Annotated in this window: 20 protein-coding genes and 2 pseudogenes; 12 read left to right on the forward strand and 10 right to left on the reverse strand. The window is 65.5% G+C overall.

All coding sequences use genetic code 11. The features are described from left to right. Nucleotide 1 precedes the first annotated feature (1 nt). From ispF to rlmB, 3 genes are read left to right on the forward strand one after another with little or no spacing between them, the layout of a single operon-like run. Nucleotides 2-466, forward strand: a complete 465-nt coding sequence (gene ispF / locus R4P57_RS21325) for a 2-C-methyl-D-erythritol 2,4-cyclodiphosphate synthase (protein WP_317804842.1) — start codon at nt 2-4, stop codon at nt 464-466. A 23-nt stretch (nt 467-489) separates the two neighbouring features. After that, the gene (cysS, locus tag R4P57_RS21330; protein WP_317804843.1) at nt 490-1,905 is read left to right on the forward strand and encodes a cysteine--tRNA ligase; all 1,416 of its coding nucleotides are present in this window, start codon (nt 490-492) and stop codon (nt 1,903-1,905) included. Next, on the forward strand, nt 1,905-2,888 hold the full coding sequence (gene rlmB / locus R4P57_RS21335; protein ID WP_317804844.1) for a 23S rRNA (guanosine(2251)-2'-O)-methyltransferase RlmB: 984 nt from the start codon (nt 1,905-1,907) through the stop codon (nt 2,886-2,888). Before cysS ends, rlmB begins: the two co-directional genes overlap by 1 nt. Nucleotides 2,889-2,894: 6 nt before the next feature. Here the strand turns inward: rlmB and R4P57_RS21340 are convergent, their stop codons facing one another. From R4P57_RS21340 to R4P57_RS21365, 6 genes are read right to left on the reverse strand one after another with little or no spacing between them, the layout of a single operon-like run. Then, entirely contained in the window at nt 2,895-3,749 is an 855-nt protein-coding gene (locus tag R4P57_RS21340; RefSeq protein WP_317804845.1) for a biotin-dependent carboxyltransferase family protein, read from the reverse strand. Continuing rightward, on the reverse strand, nt 3,746-4,348 hold the full coding sequence (pxpB, locus tag R4P57_RS21345; protein WP_317804846.1) for a 5-oxoprolinase subunit PxpB: 603 nt from the start codon (nt 4,346-4,348) through the stop codon (nt 3,746-3,748). Before pxpB ends, R4P57_RS21340 begins: the two co-directional genes overlap by 4 nt. Next, nucleotides 4,348-5,106 carry a 5-oxoprolinase subunit PxpA gene (locus tag R4P57_RS21350; RefSeq protein WP_317804848.1) on the reverse strand — a complete coding sequence of 253 codons (759 nt, stop codon included), beginning with the start codon at nt 5,104-5,106 and terminating at the stop codon, nt 4,348-4,350. The genes pxpB and R4P57_RS21350 overlap by 1 nt, the downstream gene beginning before the upstream one ends. Nucleotides 5,107-5,116: 10 nt before the next feature. After that, nucleotides 5,117-5,995: a metal ABC transporter permease gene (locus R4P57_RS21355; RefSeq protein ID WP_094614623.1), complete on the reverse strand. Its 879-nt coding sequence runs from the start codon at nt 5,993-5,995 to the stop codon at nt 5,117-5,119. Then, nucleotides 5,992-6,825, reverse strand: coding sequence for a metal ABC transporter ATP-binding protein (locus R4P57_RS21360; protein ID WP_317804850.1), 834 nt, complete (start codon nt 6,823-6,825; stop codon nt 5,992-5,994). Before R4P57_RS21360 ends, R4P57_RS21355 begins: the two co-directional genes overlap by 4 nt. Before the next feature lie 48 nt (nt 6,826-6,873). Beyond that, nucleotides 6,874-7,893, reverse strand: coding sequence for a metal ABC transporter solute-binding protein, Zn/Mn family (locus R4P57_RS21365; RefSeq protein WP_317804851.1), 1,020 nt, complete (start codon nt 7,891-7,893; stop codon nt 6,874-6,876). A gap of 141 nt (nt 7,894-8,034) precedes the next feature. Here R4P57_RS21365 and R4P57_RS21370 point away from each other — a divergent pair, with 141 nt between their 5' ends. Next, a complete protein-coding gene (locus tag R4P57_RS21370; protein ID WP_317804852.1) occupies nt 8,035-9,141 on the forward strand; it encodes a LacI family DNA-binding transcriptional regulator in 1,107 nt (368 codons plus the stop codon). 158 nt (nt 9,142-9,299) lie between these two features. On the opposite strand, the gene otsB is transcribed toward R4P57_RS21370, so the two are convergent. Together otsB and R4P57_RS21380 are read right to left on the reverse strand one after the other, a co-directional pair. Next, nucleotides 9,300-11,852 (reverse strand): trehalose-phosphatase, encoded by a 2,553-nt coding sequence (gene otsB / locus R4P57_RS21375; RefSeq protein ID WP_317804853.1) that lies wholly within the window; start codon nt 11,850-11,852, stop codon nt 9,300-9,302. 59 nt (nt 11,853-11,911) lie between these two features. Further along, nucleotides 11,912-12,655: a FadR/GntR family transcriptional regulator gene (locus tag R4P57_RS21380; protein WP_037190693.1), complete on the reverse strand. Its 744-nt coding sequence runs from the start codon at nt 12,653-12,655 to the stop codon at nt 11,912-11,914. Nucleotides 12,656-12,735: 80 nt separating this feature from the next. Between R4P57_RS21380 and R4P57_RS21385 the strand changes: the two genes are divergently transcribed. Further along, on the forward strand, nt 12,736-13,296 hold the full coding sequence (locus R4P57_RS21385; RefSeq protein ID WP_317804854.1) for a gluconokinase: 561 nt from the start codon (nt 12,736-12,738) through the stop codon (nt 13,294-13,296). A 120-nt stretch (nt 13,297-13,416) separates the two neighbouring features. Next, nucleotides 13,417-13,719: a WhiB family transcriptional regulator gene (locus R4P57_RS21390; protein ID WP_317804855.1), complete on the forward strand. Its 303-nt coding sequence runs from the start codon at nt 13,417-13,419 to the stop codon at nt 13,717-13,719. 120 nt (nt 13,720-13,839) lie between these two features. Here the strand turns inward: R4P57_RS21390 and R4P57_RS21395 are convergent. Next, a pseudogene (locus tag R4P57_RS21395) lies at nt 13,840-14,346 on the reverse strand (diiron oxygenase); the annotation flags it as partial. 91 nt (nt 14,347-14,437) lie between these two features. On the opposite strand from R4P57_RS21395, the gene R4P57_RS21400 reads away from it, so the two are divergent. From R4P57_RS21400 to R4P57_RS21415, 4 genes and pseudogenes are all read left to right on the forward strand, one after another. Further along, complete coding sequence (locus R4P57_RS21400) at nt 14,438-15,586, forward strand: acyl-CoA dehydrogenase family protein (protein ID WP_317804857.1); 1,149 nt, start codon at nt 14,438-14,440, stop codon at nt 15,584-15,586. A gap of 16 nt (nt 15,587-15,602) precedes the next feature. Further along, complete coding sequence (locus R4P57_RS21405; RefSeq protein ID WP_317804858.1) at nt 15,603-16,397, forward strand: crotonase/enoyl-CoA hydratase family protein; 795 nt, start codon at nt 15,603-15,605, stop codon at nt 16,395-16,397. Then, complete coding sequence (locus tag R4P57_RS21410; RefSeq protein ID WP_317804860.1) at nt 16,394-17,221, forward strand: SDR family NAD(P)-dependent oxidoreductase; 828 nt, start codon at nt 16,394-16,396, stop codon at nt 17,219-17,221. The genes R4P57_RS21405 and R4P57_RS21410 overlap by 4 nt, the downstream gene beginning before the upstream one ends. Continuing rightward, a pseudogene (locus tag R4P57_RS21415) lies at nt 17,221-17,675 on the forward strand (MaoC family dehydratase). The gene R4P57_RS21410 and the pseudogene R4P57_RS21415 overlap by 1 nt, the downstream one beginning before the upstream one ends. Nucleotides 17,676-17,696: 21 nt before the next feature. On the opposite strand, the gene R4P57_RS21420 reads toward R4P57_RS21415, so the two are convergent. Further along, on the reverse strand, nt 17,697-18,296 hold the full coding sequence (locus R4P57_RS21420; protein WP_317804861.1) for a TetR/AcrR family transcriptional regulator: 600 nt from the start codon (nt 18,294-18,296) through the stop codon (nt 17,697-17,699). A gap of 210 nt (nt 18,297-18,506) precedes the next feature. Here R4P57_RS21420 and R4P57_RS21425 point away from each other — a divergent pair, with 210 nt between their 5' ends. Then, complete coding sequence (locus R4P57_RS21425; RefSeq protein WP_317804863.1) at nt 18,507-19,259, forward strand: DUF2637 domain-containing protein; 753 nt, start codon at nt 18,507-18,509, stop codon at nt 19,257-19,259. 22 nt (nt 19,260-19,281) lie between these two features. Next, nucleotides 19,282-19,794, forward strand: a complete 513-nt coding sequence (locus tag R4P57_RS21430) for a DUF427 domain-containing protein (RefSeq protein WP_317804864.1) — start codon at nt 19,282-19,284, stop codon at nt 19,792-19,794. Nucleotides 19,795-19,797 lie beyond the last annotated feature (3 nt).

Below are 19,797 nucleotides of genomic sequence, written 5' to 3' on the forward strand. Positions count from 1 at the left end.
CATGAGAGTCGGCATCGGCACCGACGTCCATCCCATTGCACCCGGTCGGCCTTGTTGGCTGGCCGGTGTGCTGTTCGAGGACGCAGACGGACTCGACGGGCATTCCGACGGCGACGTTGCCTCGCACGCCCTGTGCGACGCGCTGCTGTCCGCGGCAGGACTGGGCGATCTCGGATCGGTGTTCGGGACCGGTCGTCCGGAATGGGACGGGGTCAGTGGAGCAGCCATGTTGACCGAGGTCAAGCGGCTGCTCGACGCGGACGGATTCGCGATCGGCAACGCTGCGGTGCAGATCATCGGCAACAGGCCCAAGATCGGACCGCGCCGCGTCGAGGCCCAGGAAGTTCTTTCGCGGGTGCTCGGTGCGCCGGTATCGGTGTCTGCGACCACCACCGACGGGCTCGGGCTGACCGGTCGCGGCGAAGGAATCGCGGCCATCGCGACCGCACTTGTCATGACGAGGTAAAACCACCGGTAGCATTGCTGGTCGTGACCCTTCACCTACACGACACCGAGACGAGGGCCCTGCGGGAATTCACCCCCTTGGTCCCTGGCCATGTATCGGTGTACCTGTGTGGGGCGACGGTGCAGGGTGAACCCCATATCGGCCATGTTCGCAGCGGCGTCGCGTTCGACGTTCTGCGCCGCTGGTTGCTGGCGCACGATTACGACGTCGCCTTCGTTCGCAACGTCACCGACATCGACGACAAGATCCTCAACAAGGCGCGTGATGCCGGCCGTCCGTGGTGGGAGTGGGCTGCTACCTACGAGCGATCCTTCACCTGGGCGTACGACCGCCTCGGGGTGCTCCCGCCGTCCGCGGAGCCGCGCGCGACCGGGCACATCACCCAGATGGTCCAGATGATCGAGCGGTTGATCGAACGTGGCCATGCCTACGCCGATTCGTGCGGGGACGTCTACTTCGACGTGCAGAGCTTCCCGAGCTACGGCGCGCTGTCCGGGCACAAGCTCGACGACGTGCACCAGGGCGAGAGCGTCGCCGAGGGCAAGCGTGACCCGCGCGACTTCACGCTGTGGAAGGGCGCGAAGCCCGACGAGCCGTCGTGGCCGACGCCGTGGGGCCCCGGCCGTCCGGGCTGGCACCTCGAGTGCTCGGCGATGGCGGAGAACTATCTCGGCGCGGATTTCGACATTCACTGCGGCGGGCTCGATCTGGTGTTCCCGCATCACGAGAACGAGCGCGCGCAGTCCATGGCGGCCGGAGACGGCTTCTCGCGGTACTGGCTGCACAACGGGTGGGTGACGATGGGCGGCGAGAAGATGTCGAAGTCCCTCGGCAACGTGCTCTCGGTACCGAACGTGCTGAAAAAGGTTCGACCGCAAGAGCTTCGGTACTACCTCGGCGGAGCACACTACCGCTCGATGCTGGAGTACTCCGATACCGCACTCGAGACCGCAGCCGTGACATACCGGGGTATCGAAGGGTTCATCCGACGAGCCGTCGAACGCACCGGTGAGGTACCGATGGGCAAGTGGACGGCCGGATTCGCCGAGGCCCTCGACGACGACCTCGGAGTTCCCAAGGCGCTGGCCGAGATTCACGCCACCGTCAAACTCGGCAACACCGCACTCGAATCCGGTGACCTACCGGCAGCGGTGGAGTACGCCGGCAGCGTGCGAGCGATGCTCGACATCCTCGGTGTCGACCCGCTCGATCCGCATTGGAGCAACGACAGTGGTTCCGACGCAGCAGCTCTGGACGCACTCGGCGTCCTGGTCCAGGCCGAGCTGGAGCGTCGAGCAACGGCGAAGGCGACCAAGGACTGGGCCGCCGCCGACGACATTCGCGATCGACTGGCCAAGGCCGGAGTCGACGTGACAGATACACCCAACGGGCCCGAATGGTCGCTGGGTACGAGCAAGACCGACGAAGCAGGTTTGTGATGGCAGGCAATTCGAGTAGGCGCGGCGCGATCCGCAAGGACGGCACCAAGAAGGGGCAGGTCGCCGGTTCCGGCGGCAAGCGTCGTAAGGGCCTCGAGGGCCGTGGCGCGACGCCTCCCGCCTCCGAGCGCACCAAGCATCCCGCCGCGCGTCGGGCCAAGCTCGCCGAGAAGTCCGCAACGAACCGCGGCGGCACCACCGGTGGCCGCGCGGGTGGACGACCGGCCGGACGCAAGGCCGAAGACGGTCCCGAGGTGGTACTCGGGCGCAACCCGGTCGTCGAGTGCCTGCGTGCAGGCGTGCCCGCCACCGCACTGTGGGTTGCCGTCGGTACCGACAGCGACGATCGACTCAAGGAAGCCGTGCAGCGCGCAGGCGATGCGCGGATCTCCATCCTCGAAGTTCCCCGTTCGGATCTGGACAAGCTCAGCGCCAACGGCCTGCACCAGGGCCTGGCCCTGCAGGTTCCGCCGTACCGCTACGCGCATCCCGACGATCTGATCTCGAACGCGCGCACGCACCAGGAGCCGGCTCTGCTCGTGGCGCTCGACAACATCACCGACCCCCGCAACCTCGGTGCCGTCGTGCGATCGGTGGCTGCCTTCGGCGGCCATGGCGTCGTGATTCCGCAGCGGCGCAGTGCCAGCGTGTCCGCAGTGGCATGGCGTACCAGTGCCGGTGCCGCAGCTCGCCTGCCCATCGCGCGAGCAGTGAATCTGACTCGTACGCTGAAGGATTGGCAGTCCAAGGGCGTCACCGTCGTCGGCCTCGACGCCGGTGGCGACACCGAACTCGACACCTTCGACGGCAAGGGTCCGGTCGTCATCGTCGTCGGATCCGAGGGCAAGGGCCTGTCGCGTCTGGTCAGCGAGACCTGCGATCACATCCTGTCGATCCCGATGGCAGGGCCGGTGGAATCACTCAACGCATCCGTCGCCGCGGGCGTCGTGCTGGCCGATATCGCGCGTCAACGCCGCGGGTAGCAACGGTCAGCGGGCCCGGAAACGTATCTGCGTTCCGGGCGTCAGCTGCGCGGCGGCGGATACATCGGCCGCAGTGACGACGGCGATCACCGGGTAACCGCCTGTGACGGGATGGTCGGCGAGAAACAGCACCGGCTGGCCCGACGGCGGAACCTGCAACGCCCCGAGAACCATTCCCTCACTGCTCAATTCGCTGTCGATTGCGCGAGTCAGCGGTTCGGATCCATCGAGCCTGATTCCGACGCGATCGGTGTCCGGTGTGACCGTCCACGGCTGCTCGAGCAGAAGCGATCGTGCGCGCTCGGTGAACCAGTTCTCGCGCGGCCCGAACGTGACATGCAGTGTGGCTCGGCTCGATGGCGGCGGAATACCGAAATCCGCGGCGGGCCATCTACCGCTGTCGTTGCCGACGGCGAGCACAGTGCCGGGGGAAAGTGGTTCGGGCCCGAGACCGGACATCGTGTCCGTCGCACGGCTGCCGAGGACGGCAGGGACGTCGATCCCACCCCGCACGGCCAGGTAGCTACGCAGACCCCATGTGGGCGCGGACAATTCCAGTTCCTGTCCGGCTCGGACCACGAGCGTCGAATTCAGTCCCTGCACGGTGCCGTCCACGCGGCAGATCACGTGCGCCCCGGTGACGGCCACGACGGCGTCGAACTCGGCGCGTAGCTTCAGGCCACCTAAGGTCACCTCCAGGGTCGCGGCGTCGGAGTTGTTGCCCACCAATCGGTTCGCGGCATCGTGTGAGTGCCGGTCCGCGGCACCCGAGCAGCCGACTCCGATCGACGCATACCCTGGGCGACCGCGATCCTGGACGGTACACAGTGGTCCCGTCTGCAGAACGGTCACGGCTCTCATGCCTGCTCGAATCGGACGGTGGTGCCGGGCCGCAGCAACGCGGGTGGGTCACGGTCGAGGTTCCACAGTGGCGCGTCGGTGCGTCCTATCAGCTGCCAGCCGCCCGGGGAGGAGCGCGGATAGATGCCCGAGAACTCACCTGCCAGTCCCACCGAACCGGCCGGAACGCTGGTGCGCGGTGACGTGCGCCGCGGAACGTGCAGTCGCGTGTCGGTGCCGACGAGGTAGCCGAAGCCGGGTGCGAAGCCGCCGAATGCGACGGTCCACGCTTGGTCGATATGTGCGGCAACGACTTCGGTGGTGGACAGGCCGGTCAGGCGGGCAATCTCGTCGAGATCTTCGCCGTCGTAGACCACCGAGATGGTCACGGTGTCGGACCGGTCGTCGTCTGTGGTGACTGCGGGTTCGGTGGCCGAGATCCAGTCCAGTATCGGCTGCTTCGGCCCGTCGAACATCACCAGCACGGTGCGGGCGGCGGGAACCAGATCGACGACGCCTGCCGGTGTGTGCAGTGAAAGCGCACGGTAATACGCCATCGTCTCGTCCAGACCGTCGAACTCGACGAGTACCGCATTCTCGCCCGCCGGCACAATGCGCATCAGACGAAAGCGGTGATATCGATACCGTTGGCGCGCAGCAACTCCGAGACAGCCGTGGCCATCGCGACCGCGCCGGGGGAGTCGCCGTGCAGGCAGATCGACTCGGCCACGACCTCGATGCGCGAGCCGTCGACCGCCAGTGTTGTGCCCTCGGTGATCATGGTCAGCACGCGCTGGGCGACGGCGTCGGGATCGGACAGCACGGCACCGGGTTCCGAGCGGGACACCAGCGTTCCCTGCGGGGTGTACGCGCGGTCGGCGAAAGCCTCTGCGACGGTGCGCAATCCGGCTCGTTCGGCTTCCTCGAGGAACACCGAACCGGGGAGGCCAAGTACCGGCAACGTCGCGTCGTACGCGGTGACGGCGTCGACCACGGCCTTGGCCTGGCCGCGATGGTGCACGATGGCGTTGTACAGCGCGCCGTGCGGTTTGACGTAGGCGATGGCCGAACCGGAGACCCGAGCGAGGCCGTCGAGTGCGCCCATCTGATAGATCACGTCGGCGGTGAGATCGACAGGGGCTACGTCGAGAAAGCGTCGGCCGAACCCGGCGAGATCCTGATAACCGACCTGCGCTCCGATTCGCACGGCCGCTTTCGCGGCGGAGCGGCACGTACGCAGCAGAGTGGTGGGATCACCGGCATGGAAGCCGCACGCAACGTTGGCGCTCGACACCAGGGCGAGCATCGCGTCGTCGTCGCCGAGAGTCCATGCACCGTAGCTTTCGCCGAGATCGGCGTTGAGGTCGATGGACGTCACCCTGGACATCCTAGGCGGCGACGAGCCGTCCGGAATTGGCCTTGCGGGTTCCGCCGATCGCGCGGCAGACGAGATAGATGACGAAGGAGATGGTGGTGACGAACGTCGACACCGGGAGTCCGGGGGCGAGGGAGAGCAGGATGCCTCCGACGGCGGCGATCTCGGCGAACAGGATGGACAGCAGCGTCGCCTTGAGTGGGCTGGCCGTGACCCGTGCGGCGGCTGCGGCCGGGGTGATGAGCAGCGAGAGCACCAGCAGGGCTCCGACGATCTGGACTCCGAGTGCACAGGCGACGCCGACGAGTACGGCGAAGACCACCGAGAGTGCGCGGACGGGGACGCCGCGGGCCAGTGCCACCTCGGGGTCGGTGCTGGCGAACAGCAGTGGCCGATAGACCACGGTGAGGACGATCAGCACCAGGACGGCGCACACCAGCAGCAACTGGATGCCGCTCTGCCCGACGCCGACGATCTGGCCGATGAGCAGTGAGAAGCTGGTTCCGGTTCGGCCGGGATAGAGCCAGATGAACAACACCGACAGGCCGAGGCCGAAGGACATGATGACGCCGATGACCGAGTCACGGTCGCGGGCCTTGCTGCCGAGCAGCGCGAACATCACCGCCGCGACGACGGACCCCACGATGGCCCCGAGGCCGACGGTGATGCCGACGAGCAGTGCGGCGGACGCACCGGTGAGCGAGAGTTCACTCGAACCGTGCACCGCGAACGCCCACTGGCGGCTGACGATCAGCGGGCCCAGTGCGCCGGCGAGCAATCCGAGGATCGCGGCGGCGAGCAGTGCCTGCTGGACGAAGTCGTAGGTCAGCAGATTGGCGGTGGTGTCGAAGTCGAGCATCTTCGAGAATGCGTCGAGAACCTTCTCGTTCATGCCTTGTCTTTTCTTTTGTTCGGCACGGGTGGGTGGTGTGCGCCTGCCGAGCCGAGTGCATCGATGGAGTCACCGGTTCCGACCACGATGAGCCGGCCGCGAACCTTCAGCACCTCGACCTCGGTGCCGTACAGCTCGGAGAGCACCTCGGTGGTCATGACCTCCTCGGGAGTTCCGATGCGGAATCGGCCGTCGACGATGTAGACGATGCGATCGACGAGCGGGAGGATCGGGTTGATCTCGTGCGTCACGAACAGCACTGCCGTGCCGTGCTCCCGCCGTCGGCGATCGATGAGGCTCGAGACCAGAGACTGGTTGGCGAGGTCGAGGCTGAGCAGGGGCTCGTCGCACAGCAGCACCGACGGATCGCCGACGAGTGCCTGGGCGATTCGCAGCCGCTGCTGTTCACCGCCGGACATCGAGCCGACGGGCGCGCCCGCGAAGGAGTTGGCGTCGACCTGATCGATCGCGCGCTGCACCGTTTCCTTGCGCTGCCGCATGCCGCGCAGGCCCATGCCCCAGCGGTGGCCGTCCCAGCCGAGCCCGACGAGATCGCGTCCGCGCAGGGGTAGATCGTCGTCGATGTTGCGCTGCTGGGGCACGTAGCCGACGCCCGACTGGCCGCGACGGACGGGATTGCCGTCGATCGCGGCTGTGCCGGACGTGAGCTGATTCTGGCCGAGCAGCACCTTGAGCAGAGACGTCTTGCCCGACCCGTTGGGGCCGAGAACGGCGACGAACTCGCCCTTCTCGACCGCCAGATCCAGGTTCTGCCACAGCGTGCGCTCACCGAACGCCAGTCCGGCATCGCGCAGTTCTACAGCAGGCATGTACTACAGCTTTCCATCAGCCGGTCCGAGATCAGGAGTCGGATCGGCTCAAGGGGCGGTTGCGAGGGCGGCCTGCAGATCCGTCGCTGCCTTGGTCTGCCATTCGATGTACGTCATCCCGGCGGGCAGAGTTTCGGTGACCTCGACGATGGGGATGCCCGCGGCCTCACTGGTGGAGCGAATGTCCTGGGTGACGGCATCCTCGGTCTGGATGTTGTAGACAAGCGCTCGGACGGAGTTCGAGGTGAACAGATCACGCGTTGCGGCGATCGATGCCGGAGACGGGTCGTTGCCCTCCTCGATGGAGTCCTTGAAGTCCTCGGGGGTGCGATCGTCGAGATCGGACTCTTCGATGAGGTAGTGCGCGATCGGCTCGGTCTGCGCCACCGGTGCGTCGGGGTGATCGGCAGCGATCTTCGCCGTCACGTCGGTGATTCCGTGGACCTGCTCGTGGAACGTCTCGGCATTGGCGGTGTACTGCGCAGCGTTGTCGGGATCGAGCTGACCGAGCTTGTCGGCGATCTCCTCGGCGGTGTGCGCTGCCACCTCGGCGTTGTACCAGACGTGTTCGTTGACCTCGCCGTGCGAATGGCCGTCACCGTCCGTTGCTTCTGCTTCCGGCGTCGCTTCGTCGGAGGCGGGCTCGGAGTCGTGATCGTGGCTGTCGTCGAGCAGGGTGAAGGCATCGACCGACGGCACGTCCTTGCCCTCGGAGCCGAGGATGTCCTCGATGAACTGGTCGTAGCCACCGCCGTTGTAGACCACGAGCGACGCCTCGGCGACGGCAGCGGCGTCGGCGGGGCTCGCCTCGTAGGAGTGCGGGTCCGCCGACGGGTCGGCGATGAGCGAAGTCACTGTCGCGAGGTCGCCTGCCACCGCTTCGGCGACGCTTCCCCAGACGTTGGTGGACGCGACGATCGTGATCGGTCCGTCGACGGGGGTGGCCGGAGCGGACTCGATGCTCGCGGAGTCGGTGGAGCTGCATGCGCTGAGCGTGATCGCTGCGGCGCAGGTCAGGACCAGTGCGGCCGTGAGCTTGGTCCGGGACGCGCGATGGATGGACGACATCGATGTACTCCTGATGAGCAGTGCTTGACGCTAATGGAAACCGTTACCGTTGTACTCTAGCGCGCAGCAGGTGGCGGATCGAATCGGACGAACGCGACCTCCAGTTTCTCTACGCCGCGTTGTGGGACTAACGTCCCGGTTATGGCCAGGTCAAGCGAACCTCGACGTCAGGCGACGTTGGCATCGATCGCAGCCGAGCTGAAGGTATCGCGCACCACCGTCTCGAACGCCTACAACCGACCCGATCAGCTCTCCCCTGAACTCCGCGAACGCGTCCTCCAGGCCGCCAAGCGCCGCGGATACGCAGGACCCGACCCCGTCGCGCGATCGCTCCGCACCCGCAAAGCCGGAGCCATCGGGCTGCTCCTCACCGAAGCGCTCAGCTACTCCTTCCGCGACCCCGCCGCGATGAGCTTCCTCGCCGGACTCGCCGAATCCTGCGAAGCCGCCGGACAGGGCCTACTGCTCATCCCCGCCGGAGCCGAACGCGACGACGTGCAAGCCGCCGCCGTCGTCCAACAAGCAGGAGTCGACGGCTTCGTCGTCTACTCCGTCGCGGACGACGACCCCTATCTCGCGGCGGTTCGCGAACGCCACCTACCGATCGTCGTCTGCGACCAACCCCGCAACATCCCCGAAGCTGCCCTCGTCGCCATCGACGACAGAGGCGCAATGAAAATGCTTGCTGCACATCTCATCTCGCAAGGGCACGAGCATCTTGCCGTTCTGTGCATGCGACTCGGACGCGACCGCCGCGATGGCGTCGTACCTCCGGGGCGGTTGGCGGACAGTCACTTCCACGTCCAGCGCGAACGCATCGCTGGAGTCCAAGCCGCCATGATCGACGCCGGACTCGACCCCGACATCCTCACCGTCGTCGAACGCTTCGACCACACCGTCCGCTCCGGCCACTCCGCTGCAGCCCAAGCACTCCAGGCGAACCGCGAAACCACCGCTCTGCTCTGCACCACCGACGTCATCGCTCTCGGCGCACTCAACTTCGCCCGAGTCTCTGGAATCGATGTGCCGGGCCAACTCTCGGTCACCGGATTCGACGGTATCTCCGACGCCATCCGCGAGAACCTCACCACCGTGCGCCAAGACGCCGAAGAAAAAGGCCGTCGAGCAGGCAAACTGGTGCTCTCGTCCTCGCACTCGGGCATCGTCGCCGCCGAAACCCTGCCGACCGAACTGTTCCGCGGCCGAACCGCAGGACCGCCGCCGAAACAGCCGCCCGCTATCGCCTGACCGCCGTCGCCCGCCCGCCCCCCCATTCGCGTCAATGGACCACTGCACGGGTCAGACGTATGCAATGTGCCATTCACGCAGCAGACCCCAGTGGGTGACTGAACCATTGCAGGGCTCAGACGTATGCAATGGTCCATTGACGCGGAGCGCGGAGGGGGTCAGGCAGGTTGGGCGCTGAGCAACCTCGCGCAACGCAGTAGACCCAGGTGACTGTAGGCCTGCGGATGGTTGCCGAGTGAGCGTTCGGCGATGGGGTCGTATTCCTCACTGAGCAGTCCGGTGGGGCCTGCGGCGCTGACGAGCTGGGCGAACAGTGCTTCGGCTTCGGCGCGCTGTCCCACCAGGAGGTATGCCTCCACGAGCCAGGCTGCGCAGAGGTGGAAACCACCTTCGCCGCCGGGCAGACCGTCGTCGTGGCGGTAGCGGTAGACGGTCGAGCCGCTGCGCAGTTCGGCTTCGGTGGCGGTGACGGTGGCCGCGAAGCGTGGGTCTGCCGGATCGATCAGTCCGGACAGTCCGATGTACAACGTTGCCGCGTCCAGGTCGATGCCGTCGTAGGCAGCGGTGAAGGACTGGACCTCGTCGTTCCATCCGTTGGCGAGAACTTCCTCTCGGATGGTCTCGCGCAGCGGCGCCCAGCTCGATTCTGCTGTGCGACCGAAGGTTTCGGCCAGTCGAATGGCGCGATCGACGGTGATCCAGCCCATCACCTTGGAGTAGACGTGGTGACGGGGGTTGTCGCGGATCTCCCAGATGCCGTGGTCGGGCTCGAACCAGCGACGCTCGACGGCTTCGACCATGGCGCGGACGAGTTCCCAATCGTCGTCGGAGAGACCGTGGTCCGATCCGGCGGCCTTGCGTGCATGGGCGAGTGCGGACACCAGTTCGACGATGGGACCGAAGACGTCGAGCTGAACCTGCTGATTGGCAGCATTTCCCACGCGCACCGGACGCGAACCGGCGTAGCCGGGCAGCTCGTCGATGACGGCCTCGGGCGGAAGTCCGAGACCCCAGATGGTGTAGAGCGGGTGCAGACGCTCGGGGCCGGAGACCGACTCCAGTACCCCGTGGATCCAGGAGAGGTAGTTCTCGGCCTCGGCCATCGAGCCGACGTCGACCAGCGCGGATGCGGTGAGTGCGGCGTCGCGCAGCCAGCAGTAGCGGTAGTCCCAGTTGCGTACTCCGCCGATGTCCTCGGGCAGTGAGGTGGTGGCCGCGGCCATGATCGAGCCGGACTCGGCGTGGACGAGGCCGCGGAGGGTCAGTGCCGATCGCTTCATCAGATCGCGCTTGAGCGGAGGCAGGTCCAGGCCGTCGGCCCAGTCCTTCCAGTACGCCTCCGACGCGCGGCGACGCTCCACCTCGTCCCATGGGTGCTCACTCAGATCGTCTGTGCCGAGCCGCAATTCGAGAACGATCGGTCCGTCGGACGGATCGACCTCGGCGTGTGCCGTCTGCTGAGATCCGTCGGAGACGATGTTCCAGGTGACGCCGGGACTGCGCAGCACCATCGGGTCGGCCGTACCGAGAATGCGCAGGCCGTCGACGTCGGGTTCGAGTGAGGCCCAAGCCTTTCCGAATTCCGGACGCGGTGCGAAGGTGACCACGGCGGTGGCTTTGCCGGTGATGACTCGCGTCAGCGCGGTCTGGCCCTGGCCGATGTCGTGCGGCAGGTAATCGGTGACCTGCAAGCTGGCCCACTTGGTCTGCACCGTCATCGTGCCGTCCACGTACTGCTGACTCAGCGGGAGTGATTCGCGGGTGGGTCCGACGCTGAAGTGGCCGGCCTGATCGCCGCCGAGCAGGTGCGCGAACACGGCCGCGGAATCGGGTTCGGGGTGACACAGCCAGGTGACGTCGGCGTCGGGGGTCAGCAGCGCAACGGCATTGGGGCTGGCCAACATCGTCAGTCGTTCGATGCGCGGGGCGTCGGCTCCCGAAAGCCACTGCCGTCGCTCTTCGAGCAGAAAAGCCAGGGCGAGCGCGACCTGCTCGGTGCTGTCGATGCGGAACTCCGCGAGGGTGTCTCCCGGCCCGATCTTGACGCCGATGTCCGGCCCGTGCAGGTGTCCGAACGCCTTCTCGTCGGTAACGTCGTCGCCGAAAAAGACTGCGGCAGTTGCGGCTTCCTGGTGGCGAAGAATGTCGAGGGCGACGCCCTTGTCGGTGACGATGACTGCCAGTTCGATGACGGACTTGCCCTCGGTGACCTGAACGCCGTCCCGCACAGCTGCGCCGGATCGCACTGCTGCGAGCGCTTCGTCACCGGCGGCGGTCTCGGCGTTGCGGACGTGCAGCGCGACGCTTGCCGGCTTGGTCTCGATGGTCACGCCGGGATGGGCGTCGGCGATGGCCTGGAGTTCGCCGGTGATGACGGTGAGGAGCTTCTTGGCGTTATCGTCGATGGCGTTGATGAATCCGGCGTCGAACTCACTGCCGTGGCTGCCTACCAGCTGCACCTCGGACGGCAGGCGGGAGAGGATCGCGAGATCGCGGAGGGCACGTCCGGAGATGACGGCAGCGTTGGTGCCGGCCAGGGAGGCGAGCCCGCGCATCGCGCTGACCGACTCGGGGTGTGGGAAGGCCTTCTGCGGGTCGGAGACGATCGGTGCCATGGTGCCGTCGTAATCGGACGCGACGAGCAGACGCGGAGTCCGAGCTACTCCGACGAGTGCGCGGCGAAGTTCGAGCGGCAATTCGAGAGCAGTCACCAGTCGAATCTAGGCGATGAACCCCGCCTCGGCGTACCTGGCTTTGTGCGCGCGATGTATCACTGCTGGTCGGGGACCAGACCGGGCGACGGAGTCACACCGGAGGCCGCCGACATCGAGGCCGCGGACTTGGTGACGATCGCCAACATGGCTCGCTGCGCGCCGTCTGCGTCGCCGGATTGGATCGACGACGCGACCACGCCGTGCAGCCGGATCGCCTCCGGGTCGGCCTGCCGCGACATCAGGGCGTGGCGGGTGCGGCCGGCGAGCACCTCCACCACGATGTCGGACATCGACCGCAACATCGGGTTGCCCGAGGCCGCGAGCAACGTGCGATGGAAATTGCTGTCGTGTTCGAGGTAGGCGTCGGAGTCCGCGGCCCGGGACGTCGACGACATTCCTATGACGGCGGCGGTCAGCGCGCCGCATTGCTCGGGCGTTGCTCGATGCGCCGCGAGCTTGGCTGCCAAAGGTTCTATGCCCGAACGTAATTCGCTGAGCAGGAGCAACTGCTCGGCGCGGGCGGGCCCGGCCAGTTGCCAACGGATGACCACCGGGTCGAGGGAGTTCCAGTTCTGCGAGCCCTGCACGGTGATCCCCACGCGCCGACGCACGGTGAGCAACCCCAGCGATTCCAGAACGCGGACCACTTCTCGGACGACGGTCCGCGACACGGTGAACCGCACGGCGACGTCGTCGGCCGAGATTCGGGTCCCGCTCGGGATCGCGCCGCTCACGATGTCGCGACCGAGCTCGTCGAGCACCGAATCGTGAAGCTGGCGGAAGTCGCTGGTCTCGCTCATGTCCGATCGATCGTCCCACGGGTCGCCCGGTTTCTCGCGTCTGTCCGATCCGCCCGGGCGCGATGGAGCAGTATCGAGGGATGGCAGCACAGACGACAGGCAGAGCGCATCATCCGGTTCTCGTGGTGATGGGAGTGTCCGGATCGGGTAAATCCACGGTGGCGGGCATCCTCGCGGGAGCATTGAAATGGGACCTGCAAGAGGGCGACGACCTGCATCCGGACGCCAACGTGGCGAAGATGGCGTCGGGTCAGCCGTTGACCGACGAGGACAGGTGGCCGTGGCTCGACATCATCGCCGAGTGGATCACCGACCACACCACGACGGGCCGATCGGGGATCGTGACGTGCTCGGCGCTCAAACGGACGTATCGGGACGTGCTGGCTGCTGGGTCGAGGGAGGGCTCGGAGGTGATCTTCGTGCATCTGGCCGGAACCAAGGATCGGATCAGCGGTCGCCTCAATGCACGGATGGACCACTTCATGCCGTCGTCACTGCTCGACACGCAGATCTCGACCCTCGAGCCGCTGGGCGAGGACGAGAACTCCATCGTCGTCGACATCGGTCCACCCCCGACCAAGATCGCCGAGCACATTCTGCTCGAACTCGAGAAGCGGGCGGGAATGTCGGAGAGTCACTGATCGAGGAAAATTCAAGCAAGCATGCTTGCTTTTAAGTACTACGAATGACCGAAAGGACTTGTAAAAGTATGACGAATGCGAGATAGTGAGCTTGTTCACTTTTCAGTGAGGAGACAGCTCATGGTGCGAGGCGCACCCGCCAGGCCGGTCCAACTTCCCGTGCCCAACGCAGACGTGTGGGATTGGCAACTCGACGGCCTGTGTCGCGGATTGGACTCGTCCGTGTTCTTCCATCCCGAAGGTGAACGAGGACGCGCCCGCACCTCGCGCGAGAAATCCGCCAAGCAGGTCTGCGGCCGCTGCCCGGTACTCGAACAATGCCGCCAGCACGCCCTCGAAGCGAACGAGCCCTACGGTGTGTGGGGCGGAATGTCGGCACACGATCGCGCCGACTTCTACCGCGGGGCGATCCGAAGCGCCTGATTGTGGTCTGTACTCGCAGGGATTCGACCCGAAATGCGTAGTGCGGCTTCCCATATCGCAGTGCCGTAGGCAAGGGCATTTCTACCGTCGCGAACTCAGGTTCGTCGGGGCGGGGATGGATCACATCGAACGGACAGGCCGTGACTCAGCGGGCGTCGCTGCAGCAGGCACCCGTGACGACGTGGACCACCGCGGGCCCAGAGGACGCCGCCGACGCGGCACAGCGCGTCGCCGAAGCGGTTTTGGATGCCGAGTTCGGCGAAGGTGCGCATCGAGTGCTCGGAGGCCCACTTCTGCGCGCGCGAACTCGAGGTGACGTGATTCCTCGATCACGTGGATGTGGATGATCCTTCGAACCAGCGGCTGTAGGGCTTCGTCTCCGGCGGCCGCCACCATCCGGCTGAACATCGTCGAGTGTCGGCACTCGTCGGCGATCTCGGTGTACAAGTGCCATGCATTGGCGCTTGCACTGTCCGCGTCGTACGCCTGATGGACCGACAGTTGCATCAACACCGTCTCGACCCACGCTTCGATCGCGTGCATCGAGGCCAGCTGATGTTTCGTGAATTCGACCCTCTGGTCGCGCGACCAGGCGTCCCACCTCGAAGTTCCATACAGTGAACAACGGTGCTCCGAGAATCAAGCCAGGTTCGGATCGAACCCCGAGGGTGCCGGTCCTTGTTGACAGTCCGTCTGGACGGACTGTTATCATCGAACGATGAACATCGCAGCCCCATGGGCTTCGGACGACGAAGCAAAGGCACTGCGGGAGACCGCACGCAAATTCTTCGAGACGTTCGCCGTTCCGAACCAAAAGCGCTGGGCTGAACAAGGATTCATCGATCGGGAATTCTGGCTCGAGGCGGGCAAGCTCGGTCTGCTGTGTTTGGCGGTACCTGCGGAGTACGGCGGGGGAGGAGGAACCTTCGCACACGACATGGTTGTCCTCGAGGAGCAAAGTCGCATCGATGAGCCAGGCTTCGGCAATCACGTCCACAGCGGCATCGTGGCACCGTACTTGCTCGCTTACGGAGTCGAGGAGCAGCGCCACCACTGGCTTCCCCGCATGGCGTCGGGTGAGGTCGTGGCCGCCATCGCCATGACCGAGCCGGGTGCGGGATCCGACCTGGCGAGCATGACGACCCGGGCAGTCCGACACGGCGATCAGTACCTGATCGACGGTGCGAAGACATTCATCACCAACGGCGGATCCGCCGACTTGATCCTGCTCGCCGCCAAGACCGACCCCGCAGGCGGAGCGCACGGTGTATCCCTGTTCCTGGTCGATCCGAACGACTGTCCCGGATTTCAACGCGGCCGGGTGCTGGACAAGCTCGGTCAACACAGCGGGGACACTGCGGAACTGTTCTTCGACGGTGCGCGTGTACCGGCCGACAGTCTTCTCGGCGAAGTCGAAGGCATGGGCTTCGTTCAGCTCATGACGCAGCTGCCTCAGGAGCGATTGCTTCTGGCGGTCGCAGCCGCAGTGAGCGCGCAGCGAGCGGTCGACCTCGCGGTGGACTACACGAAGAACCGCAACGCGTTCGGAAAGCCGCTGTTCGCGAAGCAACACGTGAAATTCGAGCTCGCGGAATGCGCCACTCTCGCTCGAGTGGCAAAAGTGTTCGTCGACGACTGTGTCACCAAACATCTTGCGGGCACTCTCGACGTAGCGACCGCGTCGATGGCCAAGTATTGGACAACCGACATCCAGTGTCAGGTCGTCGACCGTTGTCTCCAGCTTTTCGGCGGCAACGGTTACATGCGCGATTACCCCATCGCCGAGATGTACGCGAACGCACGCGCCCAACGCATTTACGGAGGGGCAAACGAAATCATGAAGGAACTCATCGCTCGCTCGTTGTGACCGGAACAGGTGAAACATGACCGACAAGACTGTGCTCATCGAACGCGACGGACCCGTCACGCTGATCGGCATCAACCGCCCACACGTCCGAAACGCTGTCGACCGAGCCACTGCGGAAGCATTGGCGGATGCGTTTCGCGCATTCGACGCCGATTCGGCGGCTTCTGTTGCCGTCCTGCACGGTCGAGGCGAAGCCTTCTGCGCGGGCGCCGATTTGAAGGCAGTGGCATCCGGCAACGCAAATCGGTTCGCGCCCGATGGTGACGCTCCGATGGGTGTGACCCGCATGCGCCTGTCGAAACCGGTGATAGCTGCGATCGAAGGCCACGCCGTGGCCGGCGGACTGGAAGTGGCGGCCTGGGCGGATCTGCGTATCGCAGCGCAGGATTCGATTTTCGGCGTCTTCTGCCGCCGGTGGGGTGTGCCCCTGATCGACGGCGGCACCTACCGTCTCGCGCGGCTGATCGGGACCGGTCGCGCGATGGATCTCATCCTCACCGGTCGTCCGGTCGATGCCGACGAGGCCCTGCGGATCGGCCTGGTTCATCGGGTAGTGCCCACCGGTGAGGCTGTCGGCGCGGCTGTCGAACTCGCTCACGAGCTCAGCGCCTTCCCTCAGACGTGCATGCGCCACGACCGTATGTCTCTGCTCGAACAGAGCGGCTTGTCCGAAACAGATGCTGCAGCAAACGAATATCGCCACGGACTCGTCTCGATCGGAAGCGACGCCATTGCAGGTGCCGGCCGGTTCGCCGACGGTGCCGGCCGCCACGGATCGTTCGATTCATCGACAAGGACCATCGAACAATGAACACATTCACCGGCAAGACCGCACTCGTCAGCGGAAGCGGACGCGGTATCGGAGCCGCTATCGCGCACACGCTGGCCGCTCACGGTGCCAACGTAGTCGTCAACGACCTTGACTCGGCAACCGCGAACGCAGTGGTCGCCGACATCGAAAGCGCAGGCGGCACCGCCGTCGCCTGCGCTGGCAACGTGACTGCAGAAGGTTTCGCAGAACGGTTCGTCGACACCGCAGTGAGCTCGTTCGGCGGAGTCGACATCATCGTCAACAACGCCGGATACACCTGGGACGGCGTGATACAGAAGACGAGCGACGAACAGTGGGATGCCATCCTGGACGTCCATCTGAAAGCACCGTACCGAATTCTGCGCGCCGCCCAACCCGTCATCAGCACCGCCGCGAAGCGGGAAACAGCTGCTGGGCAGCGCATTACCCGCAAAGTGGTCAACATCTCCTCGCTTGCCGGCCTCTACGGAAACGCGGGCCAGGTCAACTATTCCTCGGCCAAAGCGGGCATCCTCGGAATGACCAAGGCCATGGCCAAGGAGTGGGGCCGCTACCACGTCACGGTCAATGCAGTGGCATTCGGCCTGATCAAGACCAGGCTCACCGAAGCGAGCGCCGACGGTGATGCCACCGTCGACATCGAGGGACGTGAAATCAAAGTAGGTGTCAATCCGATGATCTTGCAAGCAGCGCAACATAGTGCGCCGCTCGGTCGGCTCGGCACCCCGGAGGAAGCGGCCGGTGCCGTGTACCTGCTGTGCCTACCCGAGTCCGACTACATCACCGGCGAGGTCCTCGCGTGCAGCGGCGGGCTGATCGGCTGATGCGCACCTTCGATTCGATCGATTCCCTCGGTGGCGCAGTCGGTCAGAGCCTGGGTGCGACCGACTGGATCGTAGTGCACCAGAACATGATCGACCAGTTTGCGGACGCCACCGGCGATCATCAATGGATTCACACCGACCCGGAACGAGCGCGCAGCGGACCATTCGGTGCCACCGTCGCGCACGGATATCTCACTCTGTCGATACTGGCTCGATTGCTACCGGATCTGTTCGAAGTCCGCGGAATCTCGATGGCAGTGAACTACGGATCGAACAAAGTCCGCTTCCCCGCGCCCGTCCCGAGCGCAGCGCGCATCCGCGCCACTGCGGACGTGGCGGCCGTGGAACCAGTGGCAACCAACTGCGTGCAGCTGACACTGACGGCAACGATCGAGTGGCCGAAACCACCAAGCCGGCGTGCGTGGCCGAAGCCGTCATTCGTTTCTACCGGTGACGCGTCGGCAGTGCCAGCCAGTTACTGATGCGGCAAGCTGCACAAAGCGGGGAAGACCGCGCGCCATGCGGCGATCAACTCCTTCTCCCGATCAGGGTTCTCGCGAAGCACTCCGGTCAGTGCAAGACCCCGAAACATCTGAACCAGTGACTCGAAAGCCGTCGGAAACCCCGGCTGCGTGGAGAATTCGGGCCCGAAAATCAGGACGCCCAGCTCCCGCAGGTTCTGCCCGACCTTCCGCTCGTACGGAGCGAGGACCGAACGCAGATCGCTGTCCGTTCGCGCCGCCATCCACAATTCGTAGCCGGCCAGATACAAGGGTCCCGACATCGCGTCGTGCAACACTTCGAACGCGAACTCCAATCGATCGGATCCGCTGACGCTACGCTCGGCCGCCGCTCGAATAGCCAAATCCTGTTGTTCCCCCACATGCGACACCGCGGCCAGAAACATCGCCGGCTTGCTCGGGAAATGGTGCAACAGGGCGCCGCGGGACACACCGGCCTGAACCTGAACCCGCTGCGTCGTCGTTCCCGCATACCCGTGCTCTACCAGGCACTCGACGGTGGCTTCGACCACCCGCCGCCGCACCGCCCCGGGATCTATCCTCCGCGTCGACATTGCAACAGCTCCTAATTCCATGCGAGACGAACAACGATTCTGTCATTCGTCTGCAAGATCCACTCTCGCGCCTGGTCAGGATCCACCCTGAGTCGTTCCGCAGGCTCCACTCCACCCTGAGTCGTTCCGCAGGCTCCACTCCACCCTGAGTCGTTCCGCAGGCTCCACTCCTGCCGAACTTGTCGGTGCCTTCGTGTTTCATGACGATCCATGAACAAGGTCCTGCGTGCGACGCTCGTCAGTGCGGTCGTCATCACCACCGTCATCGGAATTGCGTCGTTCGTTCTGAGTTTCGCCGCTCTGTGGGATCTCGCCACGATGGCTGGCGTCCCGCGTTCGCTGTCGTGGCTGTGGCCGGTGATCGTCGACGGCACCATCCTGCAGGCCACGATCTCTGTCATCGCGCTCGCCCAATTCGAGGATCAACGCAGTGGTCGACGCTTCTTCTGGGGCGTGTTGATCACGGCAGCTCTGGTGAGTATCGGCGCGAATGCCATGCACGCCTTCATCTCCGACGCCGGAACGCTGCATCCGGCCCTGTCGGCGGCCATTGCAACCGTCGCCCCGGTGAGCCTGTTGGCCGCAACCCACGGACTCGGCATCCTCGTTCGGGTGCCGGCGGAACTGCCGAAGACCACCGACATCGCCGACGAAGAGCCCGCCCCCGAAGAGGTGGCAATCGCGGTCCCGAGAGCCGAACCCGCGACACCTGCGCCCGAACTCCCCACCCCCGAGATACCGGCACACGCCCCGATGGAGCGCGTCGAACCGGTCCACACCGAGCCGATCCGCACTGAACCGATCCGCAATGAACCGGTCCGCACCGAGCCGGTCCGCACCGAACGGCGTCCGTCCGAAGCCCCGGTCACCTCGGTGCGCACGGTCGAGCCTCTCGACGAGGTGGATCGTTGGATTCTCGACGAGGAACGGGTGGACGATCTCTATCCCGTCGACGCACCGTGACGGCCGGTGGCACCATCGAAGTATGAGTTCACACTTGCCGAGATCCGTCGTTCCCGAGAAGCCGAAGCCGGGCCAGGAGTCCGTCTGGGATTACCCCCGTCCTCCCAAGCTCGAGTCTTCGAACCGTTCCCTCGTCGTTCGGCTCGGCGGCGAGGTGGTCGCCCGCACCACCGCCGCGTACCGAGTGCTCGAGACGAGCCATCCACCCACCTGGTACATCTCGCCTGCAGACGTGGTTCCTGGTGCGTTGAGGCCCTCGGACGCCCGGTCGACGCACTGCGAGTGGAAGGGTGCTGCCACCTACTGGGACGTACACGGCGGAGACGCGGTCGCACCCGCCGCGGGGTGGAGCTACGAGAACCCCACTCCTCGGTTCGCCGAGATCGCCGGCTATCTGGCGTTCTCGCCGAGCCGCCTGGACTGCGAGATCGACGGCGAAGCGGTCCGGCCCCAGGAAGGCGGGTTCTACGAGGGCTGGATCACCGACGACGTGGTCGGCCCGTTCAAAGGGATCCCGGGGTCCTACGGCTGGTGACGG

The sequence above is a fragment of the Rhodococcus sp. IEGM 1330 genome (genome assembly GCF_033142445.1).
Taxonomy (GTDB): domain Bacteria; phylum Actinomycetota; class Actinomycetes; order Mycobacteriales; family Mycobacteriaceae; genus Rhodococcoides.

What these genes read in the sequence shown, in the direction of transcription:
- R4P57_RS21370 (WP_317804852.1), top strand. Translation starts at nt 8,035, where the DNA reads ATGGCCAGGTCAAGCGAACCTCGACGTCAGGCGACGTTGGCATCGATC.
- R4P57_RS21365 (WP_317804851.1), bottom strand. Translation starts at nt 7,893, where the DNA reads ATGTCGTCCATCCATCGCGCGTCCCGGACCAAGCTCACGGCCGCACTG.
- R4P57_RS21400 (WP_317804857.1), top strand. Translation starts at nt 14,438, where the DNA reads ATGAACATCGCAGCCCCATGGGCTTCGGACGACGAAGCAAAGGCACTG.
- rlmB (WP_317804844.1), top strand. Translation starts at nt 1,905, where the DNA reads ATGGCAGGCAATTCGAGTAGGCGCGGCGCGATCCGCAAGGACGGCACC.
- R4P57_RS21340 (WP_317804845.1), bottom strand. Translation starts at nt 3,749, where the DNA reads ATGAGAGCCGTGACCGTTCTGCAGACGGGACCACTGTGTACCGTCCAG.
- R4P57_RS21360 (WP_317804850.1), bottom strand. Translation starts at nt 6,825, where the DNA reads ATGCCTGCTGTAGAACTGCGCGATGCCGGACTGGCGTTCGGTGAGCGC.
- R4P57_RS21355 (WP_094614623.1), bottom strand. Translation starts at nt 5,995, where the DNA reads ATGAACGAGAAGGTTCTCGACGCATTCTCGAAGATGCTCGACTTCGAC.
- R4P57_RS21405 (WP_317804858.1), top strand. Translation starts at nt 15,603, where the DNA reads ATGACCGACAAGACTGTGCTCATCGAACGCGACGGACCCGTCACGCTG.
- R4P57_RS21410 (WP_317804860.1), top strand. Translation starts at nt 16,394, where the DNA reads ATGAACACATTCACCGGCAAGACCGCACTCGTCAGCGGAAGCGGACGC.
- R4P57_RS21390 (WP_317804855.1), top strand. Translation starts at nt 13,417, where the DNA reads ATGGTGCGAGGCGCACCCGCCAGGCCGGTCCAACTTCCCGTGCCCAAC.
- R4P57_RS21380 (WP_037190693.1), bottom strand. Translation starts at nt 12,655, where the DNA reads ATGAGCGAGACCAGCGACTTCCGCCAGCTTCACGATTCGGTGCTCGAC.
- ispF (WP_317804842.1), top strand. Translation starts at nt 2, where the DNA reads ATGAGAGTCGGCATCGGCACCGACGTCCATCCCATTGCACCCGGTCGG.
- R4P57_RS21430 (WP_317804864.1), top strand. Translation starts at nt 19,282, where the DNA reads ATGAGTTCACACTTGCCGAGATCCGTCGTTCCCGAGAAGCCGAAGCCG.
- R4P57_RS21420 (WP_317804861.1), bottom strand. Translation starts at nt 18,296, where the DNA reads ATGTCGACGCGGAGGATAGATCCCGGGGCGGTGCGGCGGCGGGTGGTC.
- R4P57_RS21425 (WP_317804863.1), top strand. Translation starts at nt 18,507, where the DNA reads ATGAACAAGGTCCTGCGTGCGACGCTCGTCAGTGCGGTCGTCATCACC.
- R4P57_RS21385 (WP_317804854.1), top strand. Translation starts at nt 12,736, where the DNA reads ATGGCAGCACAGACGACAGGCAGAGCGCATCATCCGGTTCTCGTGGTG.
- pxpB (WP_317804846.1), bottom strand. Translation starts at nt 4,348, where the DNA reads ATGCGCATTGTGCCGGCGGGCGAGAATGCGGTACTCGTCGAGTTCGAC.